This is a genomic window from Mycobacterium sp. D16Q13, assembly GCF_002013375.1.
Classification (GTDB): Bacteria; Actinomycetota; Actinomycetes; order Mycobacteriales; family Mycobacteriaceae; genus Mycobacterium.
On the sequence record NZ_MAEW01000002.1, the window covers coordinates 39,174 to 59,595 of the forward strand.

General features: G+C 65.0%; 17 protein-coding genes. 3 read left to right on the forward strand and 14 right to left on the reverse strand.

Going from position 1 to position 20,422, the window contains the following annotated elements; translation table 11 throughout:
- Position 1: 1 nt before the first annotated feature.
- The 4 genes from gad to glmS are packed head-to-tail and all read right to left on the reverse strand — an operon-like array spanning position 2 to position 5,713.
- The gene (gad, locus tag B4400_RS02410; RefSeq protein ID WP_078308607.1) at positions 2 to 1,432 is read right to left on the reverse strand and encodes a glutamate decarboxylase; all 1,431 of its coding nucleotides are present in this window, start codon (positions 1,430 to 1,432) and stop codon (positions 2 to 4) included.
- A 10-nt stretch (positions 1,433 to 1,442) separates the two neighbouring features.
- On the reverse strand, positions 1,443 to 2,876 hold the full coding sequence (locus tag B4400_RS02415) for an NAD(P)H-hydrate dehydratase (RefSeq protein ID WP_078308606.1): 1,434 nt from the start codon (positions 2,874 to 2,876) through the stop codon (positions 1,443 to 1,445).
- A complete protein-coding gene (locus B4400_RS02420; protein ID WP_078308605.1) occupies positions 2,873 to 3,826 on the reverse strand; it encodes an alpha/beta fold hydrolase in 954 nt (317 codons plus the stop codon). The genes B4400_RS02415 and B4400_RS02420 overlap by 4 nt, the downstream gene beginning before the upstream one ends.
- A gap of 21 nt (positions 3,827 to 3,847) precedes the next feature.
- On the reverse strand, positions 3,848 to 5,713 hold the full coding sequence (gene glmS, locus B4400_RS02425; RefSeq protein WP_078308604.1) for a glutamine--fructose-6-phosphate transaminase (isomerizing): 1,866 nt from the start codon (positions 5,711 to 5,713) through the stop codon (positions 3,848 to 3,850).
- Positions 5,714 to 5,778: 65 nt separating this feature from the next.
- Here glmS and B4400_RS02430 point away from each other — a divergent pair, with 65 nt between their 5' ends.
- Entirely contained in the window at positions 5,779 to 6,645 is an 867-nt protein-coding gene (locus B4400_RS02430) for a dienelactone hydrolase family protein (protein WP_078308603.1), read from the forward strand.
- On the opposite strand, the gene B4400_RS02435 is transcribed toward B4400_RS02430, so the two are convergent.
- Genes B4400_RS02435 through B4400_RS02445 form a run of 3 tightly spaced genes read right to left on the reverse strand, consistent with a single transcriptional unit; the run spans position 6,646 to position 8,805 of the window.
- Positions 6,646 to 6,876 carry a hypothetical protein gene (locus tag B4400_RS02435; protein WP_078308602.1) on the reverse strand — a complete coding sequence of 77 codons (231 nt, stop codon included), beginning with the start codon at positions 6,874 to 6,876 and terminating at the stop codon, positions 6,646 to 6,648.
- Positions 6,873 to 8,507, reverse strand: coding sequence for a hypothetical protein (locus B4400_RS02440; protein WP_078308601.1), 1,635 nt, complete (start codon positions 8,505 to 8,507; stop codon positions 6,873 to 6,875). Before B4400_RS02440 ends, B4400_RS02435 begins: the two co-directional genes overlap by 4 nt.
- The gene (locus B4400_RS02445; RefSeq protein ID WP_078308978.1) at positions 8,497 to 8,805 is read right to left on the reverse strand and encodes a type VII secretion target; all 309 of its coding nucleotides are present in this window, start codon (positions 8,803 to 8,805) and stop codon (positions 8,497 to 8,499) included. Before B4400_RS02445 ends, B4400_RS02440 begins: the two co-directional genes overlap by 11 nt.
- Positions 8,806 to 8,908: 103 nt before the next feature.
- Between B4400_RS02445 and B4400_RS02450 the strand changes: the two genes are divergently transcribed.
- Positions 8,909 to 9,946, forward strand: coding sequence for an LLM class F420-dependent oxidoreductase (locus tag B4400_RS02450; RefSeq protein ID WP_078308600.1), 1,038 nt, complete (start codon positions 8,909 to 8,911; stop codon positions 9,944 to 9,946).
- A 60-nt stretch (positions 9,947 to 10,006) separates the two neighbouring features.
- A complete protein-coding gene (locus B4400_RS02455; RefSeq protein ID WP_078308599.1) occupies positions 10,007 to 11,521 on the forward strand; it encodes an alkaline phosphatase D family protein in 1,515 nt (504 codons plus the stop codon).
- Here B4400_RS02455 and glmM read toward each other — a convergent pair.
- From glmM to eccCa, 7 genes are all read right to left on the reverse strand, one after another.
- Positions 11,518 to 12,861: a phosphoglucosamine mutase gene (gene glmM / locus B4400_RS02460; RefSeq protein ID WP_286151071.1), complete on the reverse strand. Its 1,344-nt coding sequence runs from the start codon at positions 12,859 to 12,861 to the stop codon at positions 11,518 to 11,520. The two genes, B4400_RS02455 and glmM, sit on opposite strands and share 4 nt — an antisense overlap.
- Before the next feature lie 102 nt (positions 12,862 to 12,963).
- Positions 12,964 to 13,422: a 30S ribosomal protein S9 gene (gene rpsI / locus B4400_RS02465; protein WP_502688372.1), complete on the reverse strand. Its 459-nt coding sequence runs from the start codon at positions 13,420 to 13,422 to the stop codon at positions 12,964 to 12,966.
- Positions 13,423 to 13,469: 47 nt separating this feature from the next.
- Positions 13,470 to 13,913: a 50S ribosomal protein L13 gene (gene rplM / locus B4400_RS02470; protein ID WP_078288345.1), complete on the reverse strand. Its 444-nt coding sequence runs from the start codon at positions 13,911 to 13,913 to the stop codon at positions 13,470 to 13,472.
- Positions 13,914 to 14,201: 288 nt separating this feature from the next.
- Complete coding sequence (locus B4400_RS02475; RefSeq protein WP_078308596.1) at positions 14,202 to 14,489, reverse strand: WXG100 family type VII secretion target; 288 nt, start codon at positions 14,487 to 14,489, stop codon at positions 14,202 to 14,204.
- Positions 14,490 to 14,538: 49 nt separating this feature from the next.
- Positions 14,539 to 14,817, reverse strand: a complete 279-nt coding sequence (locus tag B4400_RS02480; protein WP_078308595.1) for a WXG100 family type VII secretion target — start codon at positions 14,815 to 14,817, stop codon at positions 14,539 to 14,541.
- Positions 14,818 to 14,957: 140 nt separating this feature from the next.
- On the reverse strand, positions 14,958 to 16,337 hold the full coding sequence (locus B4400_RS02485; RefSeq protein WP_078308594.1) for a type VII secretion-associated protein: 1,380 nt from the start codon (positions 16,335 to 16,337) through the stop codon (positions 14,958 to 14,960).
- Positions 16,334 to 20,320, reverse strand: coding sequence for a type VII secretion protein EccCa (gene eccCa, locus B4400_RS02490; protein ID WP_078308977.1), 3,987 nt, complete (start codon positions 20,318 to 20,320; stop codon positions 16,334 to 16,336). The genes B4400_RS02485 and eccCa overlap by 4 nt, the downstream gene beginning before the upstream one ends.
- Positions 20,321 to 20,422 lie beyond the last annotated feature (102 nt).

Genomic DNA, 20,422 nt, shown 5'->3' on the forward strand with positions numbered 1-20,422 from the left:
GCTAGTGCGCGAACGGCTGCACCGCGTCGAAGTGCCCGTTCGGTTTCAGCTCGTCAAGCCCCTTCAGCACGGTGACCAGGTCGTCGCGCAGTGCCCGGGCAAGGTCACCCGAGAAGCCCTCGCGCACCACCACCCGCAGCACCGCGATATCGGTGACGTCCTCGGGCATGGTGTAGGCCGGCACCTGCCAGCCGAAGGCCCGCAGCGAATGCGAGATATCGAACTCGGTGTACGGGCGCTCGCCCTTGAGCCGGAACGACACCACGGGGATCGCCGAGCCGTCGGTGATCACCTCGAAGTGCTCACTCTTGCTCAGCTCATCACCGAACCAGCGGGCAGTCTCGGACAAGCAGCGCATCACCTGTGCGTATCCGGCCCGGCCGAGTCGCAGGAAGTTGTAGTACTGCCCCACCACCTGATTACCCGGCCGGGAGAAGTTCAGGGTGAACGTCGGCATGTCACCACCGAGGTAGTTGACCCGGAACACCAGCTCTTCGGGCAGGTGTTCCTTGCTGCGCCACACCACGAAACCGATTCCGGGATAGGTCAGGCCGTACTTGTGCCCGCTGACGTTGATCGACACCACCCGGGGCAGCCGGAAGTCCCAGTGCACTTCAGGGTGCAGGAACGGCACCACGAAACCACCGCTGGCGGCATCGACGTGCACCGGCACATCGGGCTTGCCGGGCGTGGCCGCCAATGTGTCCAGGGCCGCGCAGATCTCGGCGATGGGCTCCAGCTCACCGGTAAAGGTGGTGCCGAGGATGCCCACCACCCCGATGGTGTCGTCGTCCACCGCACCGAGCACTTGCTCGGGCGTGATGACGTACCGGTCCTTCGCCATCGGCAGGTATCGCGGCTCGACATCGAAGTACCGGCAGAACTTCTCCCACACCACCTGCACGTTGGAACCCATCACCAGGTTCGGCGTGCGTCCCTTCCAGCCGTTCCCGTCGGCGCCGCCCACCTTGGCGCGCCAGCGCCACTTGAGCGCCAGCCCGGCGAGCATCACCGCCTCACTCGACCCAATCGTCGACACCCCAACCGCCGACGACGGATCCTCGGCCGACAGGTCATCGGCGTGGAACAGATCGGCCACCATGGCCACACATCGCGACTCGATCGCGGCAGTCGCCGGATACTCGTCCTTGTCGATCATGTTCTTGTCGAATGTCTCGGCCATCAGCTTCTCGGCCTCGGGATCCATCCACGTCGTCACGAAGGTGGCCAGGTTCAGCCGGGAACTGCCATCGAGCATCAGCTCGTCGTGAATGAACCGATAAGCGGCCTGCGGGTCCATTGGCTCGTCGGGGAGGCGCAGCGCCGGGATCGGAGCCGTCGACAACCGGCCGGTATAGGCGGGGCTGAAGGACGAGGCGTTGATCTTGCCGGCGTGGGCCGAGAGGCTGAACTGATCGCGGGGATTCGACATAAGCCGATTCTCACCCTATTTCGGCGATCGCCCACCGCAGATGTCCAAGAAGACGGGAAGCCGAGATAGGGGCCGTGCCCGGACCCGGATCCGCCGCAGCGGCGGCAGCCGCTCGAGCATGCACGTAGGCACCCATCGCGGCGGCCTTGTCCGCCGGTACTCCAGCGGCAAGCAGGGCACCGATCACACCCGAGAGCACGTCACCCGAACCCGCCGTCGCGGCCCACGATCCGTACGACCGATTTACGTACGCAGTCCCGTCCGGCTGCGCGATGACGGTCACGTTCCCCTTGAGAAGCACCGTGGCGCCCAGTTTCACCGCCAGCGACCGCGCCGCGCCGATTCGGTCGGGGCCGGGCAGCACACCTGCGAGCCTGCGGTATTCACCGGCGTGTGGGGTCAGGATCGTGGCCGCCTCGCGCGATGCCACCAGATCCGCCAGCTCGGGGTGCTCGGCGAGGATCGTCAGGGCGTCGGCGTCGACGAGTACGGGCAAGCCGCCCGACAGCACCCGCCGCAATGTTCGCGTCTGGCGCTCGCCGGTTCCGTATCCGGGACCGATCACCCAGGCCTGTACCCGACCGGCCGCCTCTTCCGTCTGGGTGGCAATCACCTCCGGCCAATGCGAAACCACCTCGGCAGCAGCAGATCCGGCATATCGGACCATCCCGGCCGTCGCGGCGACGGCGGCACCCGTGCACAAGATGGCCGCCCCGGGGTAGGTATGTGATCCCGCCAGCACCCCCGTGACGCCCTGTGTGTACTTGTCGTCGGCCGGTCCGGGTACCGGCCACGCGACCGACACATCCTCGGCATCGAGTTCCCGGATCACCGTCGCGGGCAGATCGAGCCCGATGTCGATCAACCGCACGACACCACAATCACCCAGGGCATGAACGGGTTTATAGCCACCGAACGTCACGGTGACCGCGGCACGGAAGGCCGGGCCGTCCACCATCCCGGTGTGCACGTCGACGCCGCTGGGTATGTCCACCGCGATCACCGGAATGCCCTCGGCGTTGGCCTGCTCGGCGATCTCGGCGGCGCCCGGCCGCAGCGGACCGGTTCCCGAGATTCCCACCACACCGTCGACAATCAGATCGGTCTCGCCGGGTACCGCGGACACCACCCGGCCGCCGGCCTTGCGGAAGGCGGTCAGGCCGGCGTGATGGGCCCGGTCCGGATTCAGCAGCACCGCACTAGCGGCGACGCCACGCCGACGCAGGAAGGTCAACGCCCACAAGGCATCTCCTCCATTGTCGCCGGAACCCACGATCGCGCACACACGTCGCCCGGCTACCACTCCGGCCCGGCGTGACAGCTCGTCCGCGACGACCGTGGCCAGTCCATACGCCGCGCGCCGCATCAAAGCTCCCTCGGGCAGCGCCGCCAACAGCGGCGCCTCGGCCTCCCGAATCTGCTCGGCGCTGTAGTAGTGCCTCATGAACTGTGGGCTCCCCTCGCTCCCCCGTCGATGTCGTCGAGGAACTGGTGGGTGGCATCGGAAATCCGCTCCGGGAACTCACCGTTGAGTGCATGCGAGGCGTCGCTCCACCGCAGGATGCGCGCGTGCGGCAGCAGCCGCTGCGCCCGGACCGCGGCCCGCTTGGGGCGGTGCACGATGCTGCGCCCCGCGATCACCGCCAACACCGGCAATCTCAACCCTCGGAGCTGCTCGTCGGTAAACGGGCGCGGCGCGGGGAGATACATCGCGAAATCTCGCATGCCGGAGGAAATCAGCGCGGCCTCGGGCATCGAATCGTCGACCGGTACGCCGCCAGAAATCCAGCTCAACAAGCGATTTCGGAGCCACTGCGGCATACCGGGGACAACTGCGCCGAGGGATACCACAAGCATCTTCCAGGTGACCGGCGCGAACGTCATCGCTGGATCCAGCAGAGTCAGCGAAGCGAGCCGGTTCGGGTATCGGACTGCGTGATTGACGGCATGCCAACCACCAATGGACAGGCCGAGCATGTGTACGCGGTCGAGCTCAAGTCCGGCGAGCGCTTCCTCCAGCCAAGCAGCCTGATCCTCGGCACCGGTGATCGCCTTGTCTTGCACGCTCATACCGGCCTCCCCAAGCAGATCCAGGGTATAGACGGTACGCCGCGTGATCAGCGATGCCAGGTTGGCGCGCCACATGGGGGTGGAGGCGTTCCGGCCGGGAAGCAACACCAGCGGAGTCCCCGGCACCGACCCAAATCTGTACGCCCGCACAGTCCCAAGCCGAGTGTCAATGTCGGCACCGGACATCACGGCGGGCAGGTCATCCATTCCGCGCAGATATGCCCGCACGAACCTCTCGAACGCCGCTTCATCGGTGAAATGCCCGACCTTCTCAGGGGCCCAATGCCTTCCGACGCGATGCACAGGTACCGCAACGGAATTCATGCAGACGGCCTACGGCTGTCGCTATTCGACGGTTACCGACTTGGCCAGGTTTCGCGGCTTGTCCACGTCATACCCGCGGGCCTGCGCGACCGCCGCGGCGAATACCTGCATGGGAATCGTGGACAGCAGCGGTTGGTACAACGTCGACACCGCCGGAATCTCGATGAGATGATCCGCGTACGGCCGAATCGTCTCATCGCCCTCTTCGGCGATGACGATCGTCCGCGCGCCGCGGGCCTGAATCTCACGAATGTTGCTGAGCAGCTTCGAATGCAATAGCCCCATGCCCTTGGGCGACGGCATCACCACGATGACCGGAAGTCCCTCTTCGATCAGCGCGATCGGCCCGTGCTTGAGCTCTCCGGCCGCGAAACCCTCGGCATGCATGTACGCCAGTTCCTTGAGCTTGAGCGCACCTTCGAGTGCCACCGGATACCCCACATGGCGCCCCAGGAACAGGATGCTGGAGGACTGCGCGTACTGCCGCGCGAGCTCGGCGACCGGATCCATCGCGTCGATAACGCGCTGGATCAATTCCGGCATGGCCTCGAGCTCGTGGTACTCGCGCGCCACCTCGTCTGGGTACTTGGTCCCGCGCGCCTGCGCCAAGGCAAGGCCCACAATGTAATTGGCGGTCACCTGCGCAAGGAACGTCTTTGTCGCGGCGACACCGATCTCCGGCCCGGCCCGCGTGTACAGCACCGCGTCGCACTCACGGGGAATCTGCGAACCGTTGGTATTGCAGACGGCCAGCACCTTGGCCTTCTGCTCCTTGGCGTGCCGCACCGCTTCCAGGGTGTCCGCTGTCTCACCCGACTGCGAAATGGCGACGACCAGGGTGCTGCGATCCAAAACCGGGTCGCGGTAGCGGAATTCGCTCGCGAGCTCGATCTCCACGGGCAGCCGTGTCCAGTGCTCGATGGCGTATTTGGCCAGCAGACCCGAGTGGAATGCCGTACCGCAGGCCACCACGAACACCTTGTCGATATCACGCAGTTCCTGATCAGAGAGCCGCTGCTCGTCCAGCACTATCCGGCCGAGGTCGAAGTGCCCCAACAAGGTGTCGGATACCGCCGCCGGCTGCTCGGCGATCTCCTTGAGCATGAAGTATTCGTAACCGCCTTTCTCGGCGGCCGACAGGTCCCAATCGATCGTGAATACCCGGGCGTTGTGGGCGTCGTCGTTACCCGCGAAGTCGGTGATGCGGTAGCCGTCGGCGGTGATGACGACAACCTGGTCCTGCCCCAGTTCGACGGCTTCCCGGGTGTATTCGATGAATGCGGCCACATCGGACCCCAGGAACATCTCGCCGTCGCCGATGCCGACAACCAGTGGGGTGGACCGGCGTGCGGCCACGATCGTGCCCGGGTCGTCGGCGTGGGAGAAGACGAGGGTGAAATGCCCCTCCAGCCGTCGCACGACGGCCTGCACCGACGCCACGAAGTCGCCGGCGGTATCTCCGGATTCGTACTGGCGCGCCACTAGATGCACGGCCACCTCGGTGTCGGTGTCACTGGCGAACTCGACGCCAGCGGCCTCCAGCTCAGCGCGCAGCGCCGGGAAGTTCTCGATGATCCCGTTATGGACGACCGCCACCTTGCTGCTCGCATCCCGATGCGGGTGAGCGTTGCGGTCGGTGGGAGCACCGTGGGTGGCCCAGCGGGTGTGCCCCATCCCCGTCGTCGCGGCGAAGGACTCGCCGGATTCCGCGATCGCGGACTCCAGGTTGGCCAGCCGGCCGGCCTTCCGCTGCACCAGGAGACCGCCGCTGCCGTCGGCCAGTGCAACTCCTGCGGAGTCGTAGCCCCGGTACTCGAGCCGCCGCAGCGCCTCAAGGACGACACCAAGGGCGTCCCGGTGGCCGACGTACCCGACGATTCCGCACATAGCCCACCAGGGTAGTTCAGTTCCCGCTGCAGTCCGTAACGGCAACGATCCGCTACGGTCATGCCATGGCGAGTACCCGCACGCTATTCAAAGCCCTGACCCGCCGCGGTCCGCACAAGGTTCTGCGCGGCGACCTGGCCTTCGCGGGGGTAACCGGCGTCGTCTACACACCGGATTCCGGCTTCAATCTGCCTGCGGTGGCGTTTGGACACGACTGGCTGACCGGTACGGACAAGTATCGAGCGACCCTGGAACACCTCGCGTCCTGGGGAATCGTCGCGGCCGCCCCCGATACCGAGAAGGGGTTGATCCCGTCACACCTGAACCTCGCTGCCGACTTGGCCACAACGCTCGAGATTGTGACCCGGGTGCGGCTTGGCGACGGCAAGATCAGCGTGCACCCGACCAAGCTCGCGCTCGCGGGGCACGGACTGGGCGCCTCGGCGGCGGTCTTCGCGGCGACCCGGTCTCCGGCGCCGGCGGACAAGAAGAATCGGCCCTCGGGGGCTAAGGCCGTCGTCGCACTATTTCCCAGCCAGACCCAGCCACCCGTGGAGAACAGCGCGGCCGCGCTGGCCATCCCCGGACTGGTGGTGACGAGCACCGAGGACACCCAATCGCTGCGCTCGAATGCCCTGGCTCTGTCGCGGGCGTGGCCGGGTGCCGATCTGCGAAATGTCGCCAAGGCGAAATCCGGTGGGCTACCCGAACACAGCTGGCTGCGTAGGTTTGTCGGGCTCGGCGGGTCGAACCGCGCAACCCAGCGCAACACTCGCGCCCTGCTGACCGGCTATCTGCTGTTCCAGCTGGCGGGCGACAAGCGCTACCGGGACTTCGCGGATGCCACGGCGGAGCTACCGAACACCTCGCTGCCCGACGTAGCCGAACTGGAGATCAGCGAGATCGATCGCGTGCAGTCGCTGCTGCGGTAGTCAGCGCCTCCACCGCTGCCAGCGGTACAGGTCGTCCTCGTCGAAATCGGACTCGTTCACGTGGACCTGTGTGGGCATCTGAAATTCATGAGCGGATTTCACGGTTGTCGCGGGCATCTGTGCGCCGGGCAGGATCTCGTCGCGAGCCGCGTCGGCCTCGTCGCGCAGCTGGTCAAGCGTGCTCTCGAAATCCGAGACGATTCCCGCAAGTGCGTCGGTGATATCGATCATCGTCCGGCCTTGGGCAGCTCGTCGGCGGCAATCTCACACGGCGTCTCGCCCGCATCGGTCCCTGCGGCCTGAGGCCGCGCCGACGGGCTGGTGGGCCCCACCGATGGCACGGGTGACGGCTGCTGCGCCGCGGCAGGCTGAGGCTCGGGCTGCTGAGGCGCGGCGGCCGGTTGTTGCGCATGAACCGGTGGTGGGCTCATCGAGCCCGCGGGTTGTGCCCCCGGGAAGCCGCCGGTGGACGGAGGAACCGCACCCCCTGGCGGCGTCGTGCCCAGCGGTGCACCCGGGGCGGTCTGGCCCGCGGGGGTCAGTGTGGCGTCCGGCCCACTCGCCCCCGCCAACTGAACACCCGGGCCCTGCATCGGCTTGCCATCTGTGGCGAACGTTGCCCCCGCATCGGTGCGGGCCTCCTGGATCGCAGCGTCCTTGGCCGCCGCCATCTTGGCGTCTGGCTCCTTCTTGTCGGCGGCCTCGTCGGCCTTCCCGTCGATCTTGTCGTCGGGCTTCTCGTCCCCTGGTCCCGGCTCGCCGCCCTGCCCCATCTGGTCGAACGGGATGCTGGAGAGGCCCTCGGTGATCGCGCTGACAATTCCGCTCGCCGCCTGGCCGATCGATCCCAGGGCACCTGTCATGGCGCCGGTCAGGCCACTGACGATCTGGCTCGGGTCCATGCCCTGCTGTCCTTGTCCCTGCCCGGCACCCTGCTGCCCACCGCCGGACATCTGGCCGCCCTGGGCACCCATCGCGGATGCCGGCGTGGCCGAGCCCTGCATTCCGCCACCTGTTGCACCGCTGGAGGAACCACTGGCGCCACTGCTCTGGCCGCCGCTGGCGCCGGGCTCCTGCTCCCCACCCTTGTCCTTGGCCCTGGCCCTGTCTGCGGGGTTCTGCTGGGGCTCGGTATCCGCGTCATACTCGGGCCCGAGCTGGCCGGGCGGGTTCTTGAACTCCGGAGGCAGCTCTTGCTTCAGCGCGCTGGTGAAGGTGTCGTACGCCTCGCCGCCCTTACCCCAGGCAAGCTTCATCGCGGGCAGCCATTTGCCCTCGATGTTCTGCTGAACATGGGGCCCGATCTTCGTCGCGTTGGTCTCATCGGCGACGGACTTGTCGCCAGTGCCGGTCTTGTAGGTCGCGACAGCACTGTCGAAGGACGCGCGGTCGGTGACCAGCCCGTCGACCATGGTCGACGCCTGCTTCTTCAGATCGACGATGGTCCACAGCGCTTCGCGCAGCCCATCCAGACCGGTGGATACCTGTCCGAACTCCTTGGTCACCGCGTCGGCAGTGGAGTTGTGTGTCCTGAGGAATTGGTTAGCGGCCTCCGAACCTTTGCCTTCCCACATCCCCATGAGCTGCTGCAGCTGCCCGTGCTGACGCTCGGCCGCGGCCTTCATGGTGGTCACCGCGCTCTTGAACAGCTCGAGATCCGCGCCGAGCTTGTTCAGATCCATGCCGGCATCCATGTCGTACCAATCGAACAGCTGACGCTCGTTGGCGGTGAGGTCCGGGTTGGTGATCGTGACCGGCGACTTCCCGTTTCCCCGGATCGCGGTGGTCGTGTAGTTCTGCGAGTTCGCGATCGCCTGGATTCCCTCGCTGCGCAGCGACTCGATGTCGTACTTACCGGCCATTGGTCGCAGCCATCCTGGCCTTGTTCTTGGCATCACGATCGGCATACCGTTGCGCGGTCGCACGGAGCTGCTCGGCGATCGCGGTGTTGGTGCGCTGCCAATTCTCCAGATGGGTGACCACCTCGCGCAGACCGTTCCTGACGTCATCACCCTTGGCGGTGTGCCACTGACCGGCCGATGCCCCGCCGAAGGACAAACCACGCAACTGCGTAATCGCTTTGTTCAGCTCATCTGCCACGCTGTCGAACTCCCCAGCGACCCCCCGGACACCAGCGACATTGATCGAGGTTTCTCCCATATTGACTACGACGGGTGCATACCAATTCCGGTTCCATCTTTTTTCGCCGATCTGTGGATCATGCATCTTCCCGTTCAACCGCTTGGTCGGGTAGGGTCGCCGCATGCGCATTGGAACCACGCTGAGCTATGCCGGCGGATTCACCGAAGTCGTTGACGAGCTCGCTGAGCTGGAGAAAGTCGGACTGGACATCGCGTTCGTCGCCGAGGCTTACTCCTACGACGCCGCGAGCCAGCTCGGATATCTCGCCGCCAAGACATCCACCGTAAAGCTCGCGTCGGGCATCTTCCAGCTGTACACCCGCACCCCCACCCTGCTGGCGATGACAGCGGCCGGCCTGGACTACGTCTCCAACGGCCGGTTCGTCCTCGGCATCGGCGCCTCAGGCCCTCAGGTCATCGAGGGATTCCACGGCGTGAAGTACGACGCACCCCTGGGCCGCACTCGTGAGACGGTCGAGATCTGCCGCAAGGTGTGGCGCCGTGAACGCCTGGAGTTCGAGGGCAAGTACTTCACCGTGCCGCTGCCGCCCGAGCAGGGCACCGGCCTGGGCAAGGCCCTGAAGCTGATCAATCACCCTGTGCGCGAGCGCATTCCGGTGCTCATTGCCGCTCTTGGCCCCAAGAACGTGGCGCTGACCGCGGAGATCGCCGAGGGCTGGCAGCCCATCTTCTTCCTTCCGGAGAAGGCCAATGACGTGTGGGGTGCCTCCCTGGCCGAGGGCAAGGCCAAGCGCGATCCGTCGCTCGGCGAGCTTGAGGTCTACGCAGGCCCAGCTCTTGCCATCGGCGATGACGTCGAGGCGCTGTACGGGTTCGTCAAGCCGAGCCTGGCGCTGTACATCGGCGGTATGGGCGCCAAGGGCAAGAACTTCTATCACAACCTCGCGACCGCCTACGGGTACGGCAAGGAAGCCGACCGCATCCAGGAGCTCTACCTGGCGGGCAAGAAGGCCGAGGCAACCGACGCGGTGCCCGACGAGCTGGTCAGAAACGTCTCCCTCATCGGGCCGAAGAGCTTTGTCGCCGAACGGGTAGCGGCCTTCAAAGAGGCGGGTGTCACGACCCTCAATGTGGCACCGCTCGCCGCCGACGCAGCAGGCCGGATCAAGCATGTCGAGGCACTGCGCGAGCTGCTCTGATTCGCCCGCCGTTCGCGTAGCGTTCGGCGTGTGTTCGCGCGGCACCCGGAAAGTGGTGGGATGACAGCCATCCCGCGCCGAACCGTCTTGCGGGCCGCCCTACTGGGACTCGCGGTGGCTCCAGCCGTCGCGTGCGGGCCGACGTTGGTGACAGCGCGGCCGAGGCTTACCCATGGGGTGGCCAGTGGATTCCCCCGCACCGACGGCGCAGTGATCTGGGCCCGCTCCGATCGCCCCGCCACCATGATCGTCGAAACGGCTGCCACCGAAAGCTTTTCGGATGCGCGACGTTTCACCGGGCCGGTGCTCACGCCGGAATCGGACGGGACCGGTCGGCTACGCCTCACCGGCCTGCCCGCCGGCACCGAGGTGCATTACCGGGTGACACTCGACTCGGAGGGGTCACTGAGTGAGCCTGTCACCGGCGTCTTTCGGACTGCACCGACGACCGCAGGAAATGTGCGGCTGATCTGGTCGGGCGATGTCGCCGGACAGGGGTTCGGTATCAATCCGGACGTCGGCGGAATGAGAATCTTCCGCACCATGGCAGACCGAAATCCGCAGTTCTTCATCCACAGCGGAGACACGGTGTACGCCGACGTGCCAATTCCGGAGACACTGACATTGCCCGACGGACGGATCTGGCGAAATCAGGTGTCGGAGGCGAAAAGCGCTGTCGCGCAAACCCTCGAACAGTATCGCGGTCAACACGCCTACAACCTCACCGATGCCAACTACCGATACTTCAACGCACGCGTGCCGCAACTTGTGCAGTGGGATGACCACGAGGTGATCAACAACTGGTATCCCGGGGAGATTCTCGACAACGACAAGTACACCGAAAAGAGAGTCGACGTCCTCGCGCAGTACGGACACCGGGCATTCCACGAATGGCAACCGACCGAACCCCGCGAGGCCGTAGATGGTCTTGTATACCAACGGGTCTCATACGGTCCGCTGTTGGACGTATTCATTCTCGACATGCGCAGCTACAAGGACCCCAACTCCCCGAACCGACAGCAGCACGGCGCAATCTTCGGCGCCCGCCAAACCGAATGGCTGATCAACGCCATGGCGTCATCGACGGCCGTATGGAAGATCGTCGCCAACGACCTGCCGCTCGCACTGGTGGTACCCGACGGCAAGACACATTTCGAGGCGGTCGCCAACGGTGATAGCGGCCCCCCACTCGGACGGGAAACCGAACTGGCGCATATTCTCTCGCAGCTCAAGACGCGACAGGTTCGCAACGTGGTATGGCTGACAGCCGATGTGCATTACACGGCGGCGCACGAGTACTCACCCGCGCGCGCCGCCTTCACGGACTTCGATCCGTTCTGGGAATTCGTGTCGGGCCCGCTGAACGCCGGCGCCGGCGAGGAGAAGCCGCTCGATGGAACCTTTGGCCCGCGAGCAGATTTCGTTCATGCGGCACGGCCTGATCAGCAATCACCGCTGGACGGTTACCAGCATTTCGGACAGATAGACATCGACGGCGGAAGCGGCGATCTGACCGTCACACTATGCGATGCCGCAGGTTCCGCGCTGTACACACGTAGCCTGGCACGCACCTAGACCGCGCCGACCACTTCAGCCACCCGCTCCGCCAGACGCTGGGCAGTCGACTGCTCATCCGCCTCAACCATGACGCGGACTAGCTGCTCGGTTCCGGAGGGACGCAACAGGATTCGCCCATTACCCGCGAGCTCGGACTCCACCGCGGCAACGGCGGCGAGCACCTCGGGCGCCTGCGCCACCGTGTGCTTGTCCGAGACCGGCACATTGATGAGCGTTTGAGGAAGACTACGCATCGCGGACGCGAGGGTGGCCAAGGACTTACCGGTTTGCGCCATCCTGGACATGAGTCGCAAGCCTGTCACTATGCCGTCTCCGGTGGTGGCCAGAGAAGGCAGCACGATATGACCGGATTGTTCACCGCCCAGGGCGAATCGGCCCGCACGCAGCTCCTCCAGCACGTAACGATCGCCGACGGCGGTCACCTTGACGTCGATGCCTGCGGCGCGCATGGCGATATGTAGCCCCTGATTACTCATCACCGTGGTGACCAGGGTGTTATCGGTGAGCTCACCGTCTTCGGCCATCGCCGCGGCGAGCACCACCATGATGGCGTCACCATCGATGACGTTTCCGTCGGCATCCACCGCGAGACACCGGTCGGCGTCGCCGTCATGCGCAAGCCCGAGCTGGGCATTGTGTGTCTTCACCGCGGCCTGCAGCGGACCGAGATGCGTTGACCCACAACCGTCGTTGATATTGAGCCCATCCGGGTCGGCGTTGATGTCTATCACGTGAGCACCCGCGGCCCGGTAGGCCAGCGGGGCCGCGTCGGAAGCTGCCCCGTGTGCGCAATCGACCACCACGGTGACTCCGCTCAGCGGGTGGGTCGCGGCGTTGGCGACATGATGCAGGTACCGGTCCAGTGCGTCGACGGCATCGCGCACGCGGCCGATTCCCGCACCGGTGGGACGTGCCGGAGGAGTGTCCAGCTGAGCCTCGATGGCGTTCTCGGCGGAGTCGTCGAGCTTGTGACCGCCGGCGCCGAAGATCTTGATGCCGTTGTCGGGCATGGGGTTATGCGAGGCCGAGATCATGACACCGAAGGCCGCGCCATACGCGCCCGTCAGATACGCCACCGCCGGAGTGGGGAGCACACCGACCCGGAGAACATCGACACCTTCTGCCGCGATACCCGCGACGACCGCCGCCTCCAACATCTCGCCGCTCGCGCGCGGATCGCGGCCCACGACCGCGGTGGCGCGCCCCTTTGTCAACGACCGCGCCGCGGCCGATCCCAACGCGACCGCCAGTTCGGCCGTCAGCTCGGCATTCGCGACACCGCGGACGCCGTCAGTGCCGAATAGAGATGAGCCGCTTGCGCGAAGAACGTCAGACACCGTGCCCATTCCTTAAATTTCTCACACCAAACTGGCCCAATAACGCGATTGCGCCGACACACAGGTTGTGTGCCGGCGCAATACGCGGACGAACAGAATCGATCAGCGCTTCGAGTACTGGGGCGCCTTACGGGCCTTCTTGAGACCGTACTTCTTACGCTCGATCGCACGCGGGTCACGAGTGAGGAATCCGGCCTTCTTCAGCACCGGACGGTCCTCAGGCTCCACGATGATGAGTGCACGCGCGATGGCGAGACGCAGTGCGCCTGCCTGGCCTGAAGGGCCGCCACCGGTCAGGTGAGCGTAGATGTCCACGCTGTCCACACGGTTGACGGAAACCAGCGGCGCCTTGATGAGCTGCTGGTGGACCTTGTTCGGGAAGTACTCTTCCAGGCTGCGGCCATCCAGGAAGAACTTGCCGGTGCCGGGAACGAGGCGGACGCGGACGACAGCCTCCTTACGGCGGCCAACAGTCTGAATCGGCTTGTCGATCACAATGGGGCTACGAGGAGCGGCCTTGACGACCGTTTCGTCGGCAGTTTCCTCGACGACTGCCTCCACTGTGGCTTCCGCGTTGTCTTCGGGGGTCTGCTCTTCTGCGATATCGGTCACTGAGCCACCTGCTTAATCTCGAACGGGATCGGCTGCTGCGCGCCGTGCGGGTGCTCGGGGCCGGCGTACACCTTGAGCTTGCGCTCGATCTGGCGGCCAAGCTTGTTCTTGGGCAGCATGCCGATGATTGCCTTCTCCACCGTGCGGGTGGGGAACTTCGCGAGCTGCTCGCCGATGCTGCGCTTGCGCAGGCCGCCCGGGTAACCCGAGTGACGGTAGGCGAACTTGTCGGTGAGCTTCTTGCCACTCAGGGCAATCTTCTCGGCATTGATGATGACGACGAAATCGCCACCATCGGCATGGGGGGCGTAGGTCGGCTTGTGCTTGCCGCGCAGCAGGGTAGCTGCTTGAACGGCAAGACGGCCGAGTACTACATCCGTGGCATCGATGACATACCAGCTAGTGGTGATGTCACCCGCCTTCGGCGTGTAGGTAGGCACAGTCTTTCCTTGTCTACTCGGGTGGATCCCCGGACGGTTTCTGCCGTTCGGAGCGCTGGTCGTGGCGAACGGTGGAGGTTGATCTCGGCGACCAGTGGTGACCCGAGCCTCGTGTGCGATGACATACCGCACGCCAGCGGTGAAGCTTACCGGGCCACGTCACCGCAGGTCAAAACGCGGTCGACCCGGCCCTATCGTCAAACCTTCGTACACTCATACAAAAACTGTGGGGCCTTGGTGGCTCTCCTCCACCAAGGCCCCACAGGGTCTTGAAAAACCGTCGGCGATTTAGCCGTGCCAGGCACCCGCAGCGCTCTGGTCGGTGTGCTGCGCGTCCTGGTTACCCTGGTCAACCTTTGAGTTGAGCTGGGTCAGGATCTGGTTGAGGTCCTGGGCGGATTGGTGCCAAGCCTTCTGGTACTCCTGGTACGCAGTCGCTTCCTGCCCCTCGGCCTGCTGGACGAGGGGCTGAATGTCGTGCTGCAGCTCCTCGAGGCCGGCCTGGAACTTGTTGATGATGCCCTTGACATCGGCAACCAGCGCGTCGATCTCGCCGTGGTTGTAAGTAATCTGCATGGTCGATCCCCTTTGCTATGTAATGTCTTTGATGACTATTACGAGACGCCTAGAAGGTCTGGCTCTCGTCCATCTCCTGGATGCGACGCTTGTTCGAGTCCATGGTGTCGTGGATCTGCAAGAGCACCTTCTGGATGTCGCCCATCTCTTGATCGAAACGGGCCATCGCCTCATCAAAGGCATGCCGCGCCTGACCCTGCCAAGTGCTGGTGCCTACCGCTACGCGATCCCGCAGCTGGGTCTGCATCGCAGTGAACTCCTGGTACTTGCCGTCGATCTTCTTAGCCGTGGAATCAAGCAACGCCAGGTCATTCTGAAAAACAGCCACTTCGTGTCCTCCCTTGTCCCCAGGCCCGGCCAGTCACGGGTGTGACTTCCGGTTTCTGGCCGGTTTGTCCTTACAACTACATACGATGGCCCTATCGTCAGATCGGTTCCATCTTTTTCAAACTTTTTTCAGCAATCTTATTAGTTACCTGATAGTACCGCATTTGCCGTTCGAATTGCCAGTTCACAGGCCTGCTGAACCGAATCGTAGCTACCCTTTTTGAATTGACAGCCAACACCTATTCGCAGGTCATCGTCCAGAAATACGGCCCACGCGATGTCATGGCCCGCGCGGACCTCCGTGTAGGTGACCGCTGCCCGCCCCATTGTGCGATCGTCGGCCTTGAAGTCCGTGAATACCCCCGGCAACTCCTTCTCCATGGCCACACGCAGCGTCTCGGCGGTTGATGCCAGGGTTTCGGCCGACTTCACCCGCACCTGAGTCACATGCACGGTCGCCTCGGGATCCTTGGGCGAGATCACCTCCACCCGCGCCGAACCAGCACCGCCCGCAGGGATACGTCGCACCGCCCACTCGGCGGGCACCATGAACTGCACACCCCCCTCCACCAGCAGCGATGTCGCCATTACGGGAGTCGTCGGTGACGGTTGCCGCCCCCGTGTGGAGGCCACCGTCAACACCACACCCGCCACGACAACCGCGGCCGCCAGACCAATCGCGGCAACCGGCCACCGCACGGGAAGTCGCGGAACCGATCTGGCGGATGAGGTGGGTGTCCATTCGGGCCGTCTCGCGCTAGCGGGCTCGTCGGCGGGCTCGTCGATGAAGGCCGAGACGCGGGGAGATTGGCTAACGTCACGGAACACCGCATCCTCGGCGACCTGCGATACCCCGGGAGTCAGGCCGATCCGATCGACCGCGTCGACGATCGCCTCGCCCATCTCACTCTCGGCCGAGTCGACAAGGATCGCGGCAACTCCGGGCCGTTCGCCCCGGACCACCTCCTCGACAGCACGCGCCACAGCGCGCGCGACATCCGCGGCCGTTTTGGTCTCCCAGGATCGCTCTTCGAGATGACGAACCGCCGATCCCGGCTCACCGGCAGAGCCGTGCCCCACCACGGTGACGGCGACCTCACCCGGCGACACCTCGACCACCACGAGCGAGCGGCCCGACAAATCGGCACGCACGCCGCGCTCGGCGAGGGCGAAAGCGCGCGAACGCACGGTCAGCGTCGCCGCCATCATCCGCGCCGCATTCGACAACAACGTGCGCCGTCCGGAACTCCACGTCGTCGGATAAATCAGCAGCACGGAATCAACGCGGACCGGAGCACTCCGATCGGTAAGCAACGACTCGAACAGGGCGGCCCAGAGTGCGCGAGACGGAACCACGCGACCGGATAGCAGCGCCGTCTCGTCGTCGAGTGCGGCGACCGCCGACCGGACATCGGCCTGTCCGGCTTCCCGGATGACATCCCCGATTCGTGCCCGGATGGCGGTCTCGGTCACTTCAATCGCTACCCGCGTCCCTGTCTGCGGGTCGCGATCCAGGATCACTGCGGATCGCTCCAGGCAACCTGGATCAGTTGTTGGCCGCCCGAGCGCATGACCAAAGTGCCGCGACCCGGCGGCTGCTCACCCGGCCGAACCGTGCCGATCAGAACACCTTCGTCCTTGTTTCCGCTCATCTGCAAACCGATGCAGGAGAGGTCCTTCATGCGCGCCATCATCGGCTCGAACATGGCTCGCGAGGCGCCGCTAGTGCGGCGCGCGATGACAACATGCAGCCCGATGTCCTTGGAGTGCGGCAGATACTCCGCGAGCGGCAACAGCGGGTTTCCGCTCGCCAGGGCCACCAGGTCGTAGTCGTCGACCAAGATGTAGATCTCCGGGCCGGACCACCAGGATCTGTCACGCAACTGCTGCTGTGTGACATCGGGTCCCGGCATCCGGGATTTGAGAAGCTCGATCAACACCGGAACCTCATCGACCAAGGTGGTGCTCGACATCGCGTACTTGGCCAGGTGTTCCGTCTCGACGACACCGAGCAAGGTGCGGCGGAAGTCCACGATGAACAGCTGCGCCTGCTGCGGGGTGGTGGTCCGAACAATCTCGCGGCAGATGGTGCGCAACAGCCCGGTCTTGCCGCACTCGCTGTCGCCGAAAATCATCATGTGCGGCTGCTCGCCGAATTCCAGGAACGTCGGAGCCAACTCCGTCTCGTTGATGCCGACGAGGATGCGCAGGTTTGGCAGCTCGTTCTTCGGCGCCTGTGGAACCAGCGCGGCGTAATCGATCTTGTGCGGCAGCATGCGAACCTGCGGAGCCTCCGCCGAGCTGCGCTGCCGCATGCTCGCGGCGGCGGCAGCGAGTGCCTCACCGAGGTCCTGATTCGACGAGACGCTGTCGACGCGCGGCAGTCCGATGAGCATGTGCCGGCGGTCGCGAGTGATACCCCGACCTGGCCTGCCATCCGGAACAAGCTGTGCCAGCTTGCGGTCGAAGTCCGAGTCCAGCGGATCACCGAGGCGAAGTTCGACGCGCGAGCCGATCTGGTCCTTCAGGGCTGGCCGGATCTCGGCCCAGCGTGATGCCGTGACCACCGTGTGCACACCGAAACCGAGCCCCTGCGCCGCCAGCGCTGTGACCTGCGGCTCCAGCGCCTCGAACTCCTGACGAACCGTGGACCAGCCATCGATGATGAAGAACACGTCACCGAATGGATCGCTCGCGAGCTGCGGGTCACCGGCACCCTTGCGCCGCCGGTACTCGGCCATCGAGTCAATCCCGTAGGCGCGGAAGGCATTCTCCCGAGACCTGACGATCGTCAGCATTTCGGCGAACGTACGCCGGATCAGATCCGACTCCAGCCGGCTGGCCACCGAACCGACATGCGGTAGTTGCGCCAGCGAGGTGAGCGTGCCACCACCGAAGTCCAGGCAATAGAACTGCACCTGCGCGGGACTGTGCGTCACCGCGAGCGACGTCACCAGCGTGCGCACCGCCATGGACTTTCCGGACTGGGGTGCGCCGACGATGGCGACATTGCCCGCCGCGGCGGACAGATCAACGATGTACGGGTCACGCCGTTGCTCGTACGGCCGATCCACGATTCCGATCGGGATGGTCAAACTGCCCACCGCGTCGAAGCCGGCGCGACCGTGACGGGGAATCAGATCTCCGAGAGTCGGCGAATCGTCCAACGGCGGCAGCCACACCTCGTGCGCTGGATTGCCATGTCCTTCAACGCGATCAAGGATCGTGTCGATGACCGACCGGCCGATCACCCCTTCGGAAGCAGCAACGGTGTCGTCTTCCACGATTTCCGCGGGGCGCATTTGCAGCGCCACCGGTGCGGCGGTGAACAACCGCGGCGCGGCGCTCGTGCCGCCGGAGGAGACGGCACGACGCGCCGGCCCGTACGGGACATACGCACCGGACACATAGGAGGTCTGGAACCGTGTCAGCTCCCCCGAGTCATCCTTGAGGTAGCAGGAACCCGGGGTGTTGGGCAGGTGGTAGGCGTCCGGGACACCAATCGCAGCACGGGACTCGTTCGCCGAGAAAGTCTTCAGACACAGCCGATAAGACAGGTGAGATTCCAGCCCGCGCAGGCGGCCCTCGTCCAGGCGCTGCGAGGCGAGCAACAAATGGACGTGCAGCGACCGGCCCAAACGGCCGATCGCCACGAACAGCTCCGCGAAATCCGGGTGCTGGCTCAGCAATTCGGAGAACTCGTCGACGATGATGAAGAGTGCCGGCAGCGGGGCGAGGGACGCACCGGCGGCGCGGGCACGCTCGTACTCGGTGACATTGGCGAAGTTGCCCGCGGCGCGCAGCAGCTCCTGGCGCCGGTTCATCTCACCGGCCAGCGCGTCCTTCATGCGGGACACCAGATTCGCCTCTTCGGCGAGGTTGGTGATGATCGCCGAGACATGCTGCGCCCGGTCCAGGCCCAGGAACGTCGCACCACCCTTGAAGTCGACAAGCACGAGGTTCAGGGCATCCGGCGAATGCGTGGCGATCATGCCCAATGTCAATGTGCGCAGGAACTCCGATTTACCCGAACCGGTAGCGCCGATGCACAGTCCGTGCGGGCCCATGCCGTTCTCGGCGGCCTCCTTGATATCCAGTTCCATGGGAGTGCCATCGACTGCGATTCCGATGGGTACACGCAGCCGGTCGCGACCAACCCGGTTGCGCCACACCACTTCCGGGTTGAGCAGACCAGGATCGCCGATCCCCACGATGTCGGACCAGCGCGTGCTGACCTCGGTTTGGATCTGGACCTCGTCGCTACCTCCGGCGAGTACCCGATAGGGCGCCATACGGCGGGCGCACGCCATCGCCTCGGTGATGGTGAGGTGATCGGGGTGTGCGAAGACCTCAGATCCCACATTGCCCTTGGCTCCGAGGCCGCGATCGCTCAGCTCCAATTGCATACCGCGGCGGGCCGCGAGCGGGTCCACCCGCGTGCCGATCTCGACGAGGGTCACCGAATCGATGCCGTGATCGATGATGAGGCGTTCGGAACCGATCAACGTGCCACTGTCCACAATGATGAGGATCTGCGGTCGTCCGGAAGAGGGCTGCGCGGTCCGCGAGAACCGTTCACGTTCAGTGATGAGCGAAGCCAACGACTCCTCGACCTCCCCCAGCGAGTGGTAGACCAGCCTGCTGGCGCCGACACCGTCGAACGCGGTCGGATGCTGGGCGTGCGGAAGCCATTTGAGCCAGTCCCAGTGCGGGGCCGCATGCCGGTTCACCACTGCAGCGACCAGGAATTGGTCCGGCCCATGGAACATCGCCAGCTGACAAATCATGGCGCGCAACATGCCTCGCGCCACCTCGGGTGAGCCATCGATGGTGACGGCCGCGAAACCCCTCAGGTTCAACGCGATCGGCAGCTCAGGCACCAGCGAGTGTGTCCGCACGAACCGGCGCAACGCCACGGAGGCCACCGGCTCCAATTCTTCGACCGGACCGATCTCGGGCGCCACCAGCTGCGCCGCCAGACGCTGATCCCCCACCCCGACACGTACATGGCAGTAGTCACTGTCGCCAGGACGCCGCTCCCACATCCGGCGGCCACCGGCGAGCGTCCACAGCGCAGACGGGTCAGGGTTGTTCCACAGCAGGGCCTTACGCTGAGCACCACCGGTATCGGTGACATTCTTGCGCACCACTTCGAGGTACCGCAGGTAATCCTTGCGGTCCTCGTTGATTTCGCTGGTCTTGGCTCCCTTGCCGCCGCTGTTGGAGACCATGCTGACCATCGAGACCATCATCATGATCGGGAACAGCATGAACATCGGGCTGCGCCCGATCCCGCCGCCCGCGCCGCCACCCAGGCTCCCCGAGGTGACAAAGAAGGCAATCATGCCCACCATTGCCACCACCATGACCAGCGGCATGATCTTCGCGATGATCGGCGACGGCACCGGCCGTGGAATCTCCGGCGGTGGCTGCACATTGATCTCGCCACCCGGAACACGAGGCACCGCAAGCCGAGGCCGACGAATGAATATTGTGGTGTTCACCCCACGCTCACCCTGGCCCTCCGGTTTCCCCCGCGCCACATCTCGTGCCTATTTCGCATCCACGCTACCGCCCAAGCCCACGGCGGGCTAAAGGATAGGGCC

What these genes read in the sequence shown, in the direction of transcription:
- B4400_RS02475 (WP_078308596.1), bottom strand. Translation starts at nt 14,489, where the DNA reads ATGCAGATTACTTACAACCACGGCGAGATCGACGCGCTGGTTGCCGAT.
- B4400_RS02430 (WP_078308603.1), top strand. Translation starts at nt 5,779, where the DNA reads ATGGCGAGTACCCGCACGCTATTCAAAGCCCTGACCCGCCGCGGTCCG.
- B4400_RS02415 (WP_078308606.1), bottom strand. Translation starts at nt 2,876, where the DNA reads ATGAGGCACTACTACAGCGCCGAGCAGATTCGGGAGGCCGAGGCGCCG.
- B4400_RS02455 (WP_078308599.1), top strand. Translation starts at nt 10,007, where the DNA reads ATGACAGCCATCCCGCGCCGAACCGTCTTGCGGGCCGCCCTACTGGGA.
- B4400_RS02450 (WP_078308600.1), top strand. Translation starts at nt 8,909, where the DNA reads ATGCGCATTGGAACCACGCTGAGCTATGCCGGCGGATTCACCGAAGTC.
- B4400_RS02440 (WP_078308601.1), bottom strand. Translation starts at nt 8,507, where the DNA reads ATGGCCGGTAAGTACGACATCGAGTCGCTGCGCAGCGAGGGAATCCAG.
- B4400_RS02445 (WP_078308978.1), bottom strand. Translation starts at nt 8,805, where the DNA reads ATGGGAGAAACCTCGATCAATGTCGCTGGTGTCCGGGGGGTCGCTGGG.
- B4400_RS02420 (WP_078308605.1), bottom strand. Translation starts at nt 3,826, where the DNA reads ATGAATTCCGTTGCGGTACCTGTGCATCGCGTCGGAAGGCATTGGGCC.
- gad (WP_078308607.1), bottom strand. Translation starts at nt 1,432, where the DNA reads ATGTCGAATCCCCGCGATCAGTTCAGCCTCTCGGCCCACGCCGGCAAG.
- B4400_RS02435 (WP_078308602.1), bottom strand. Translation starts at nt 6,876, where the DNA reads ATGATCGATATCACCGACGCACTTGCGGGAATCGTCTCGGATTTCGAG.
- glmS (WP_078308604.1), bottom strand. Translation starts at nt 5,713, where the DNA reads ATGTGCGGAATCGTCGGGTACGTCGGCCACCGGGACGCCCTTGGTGTC.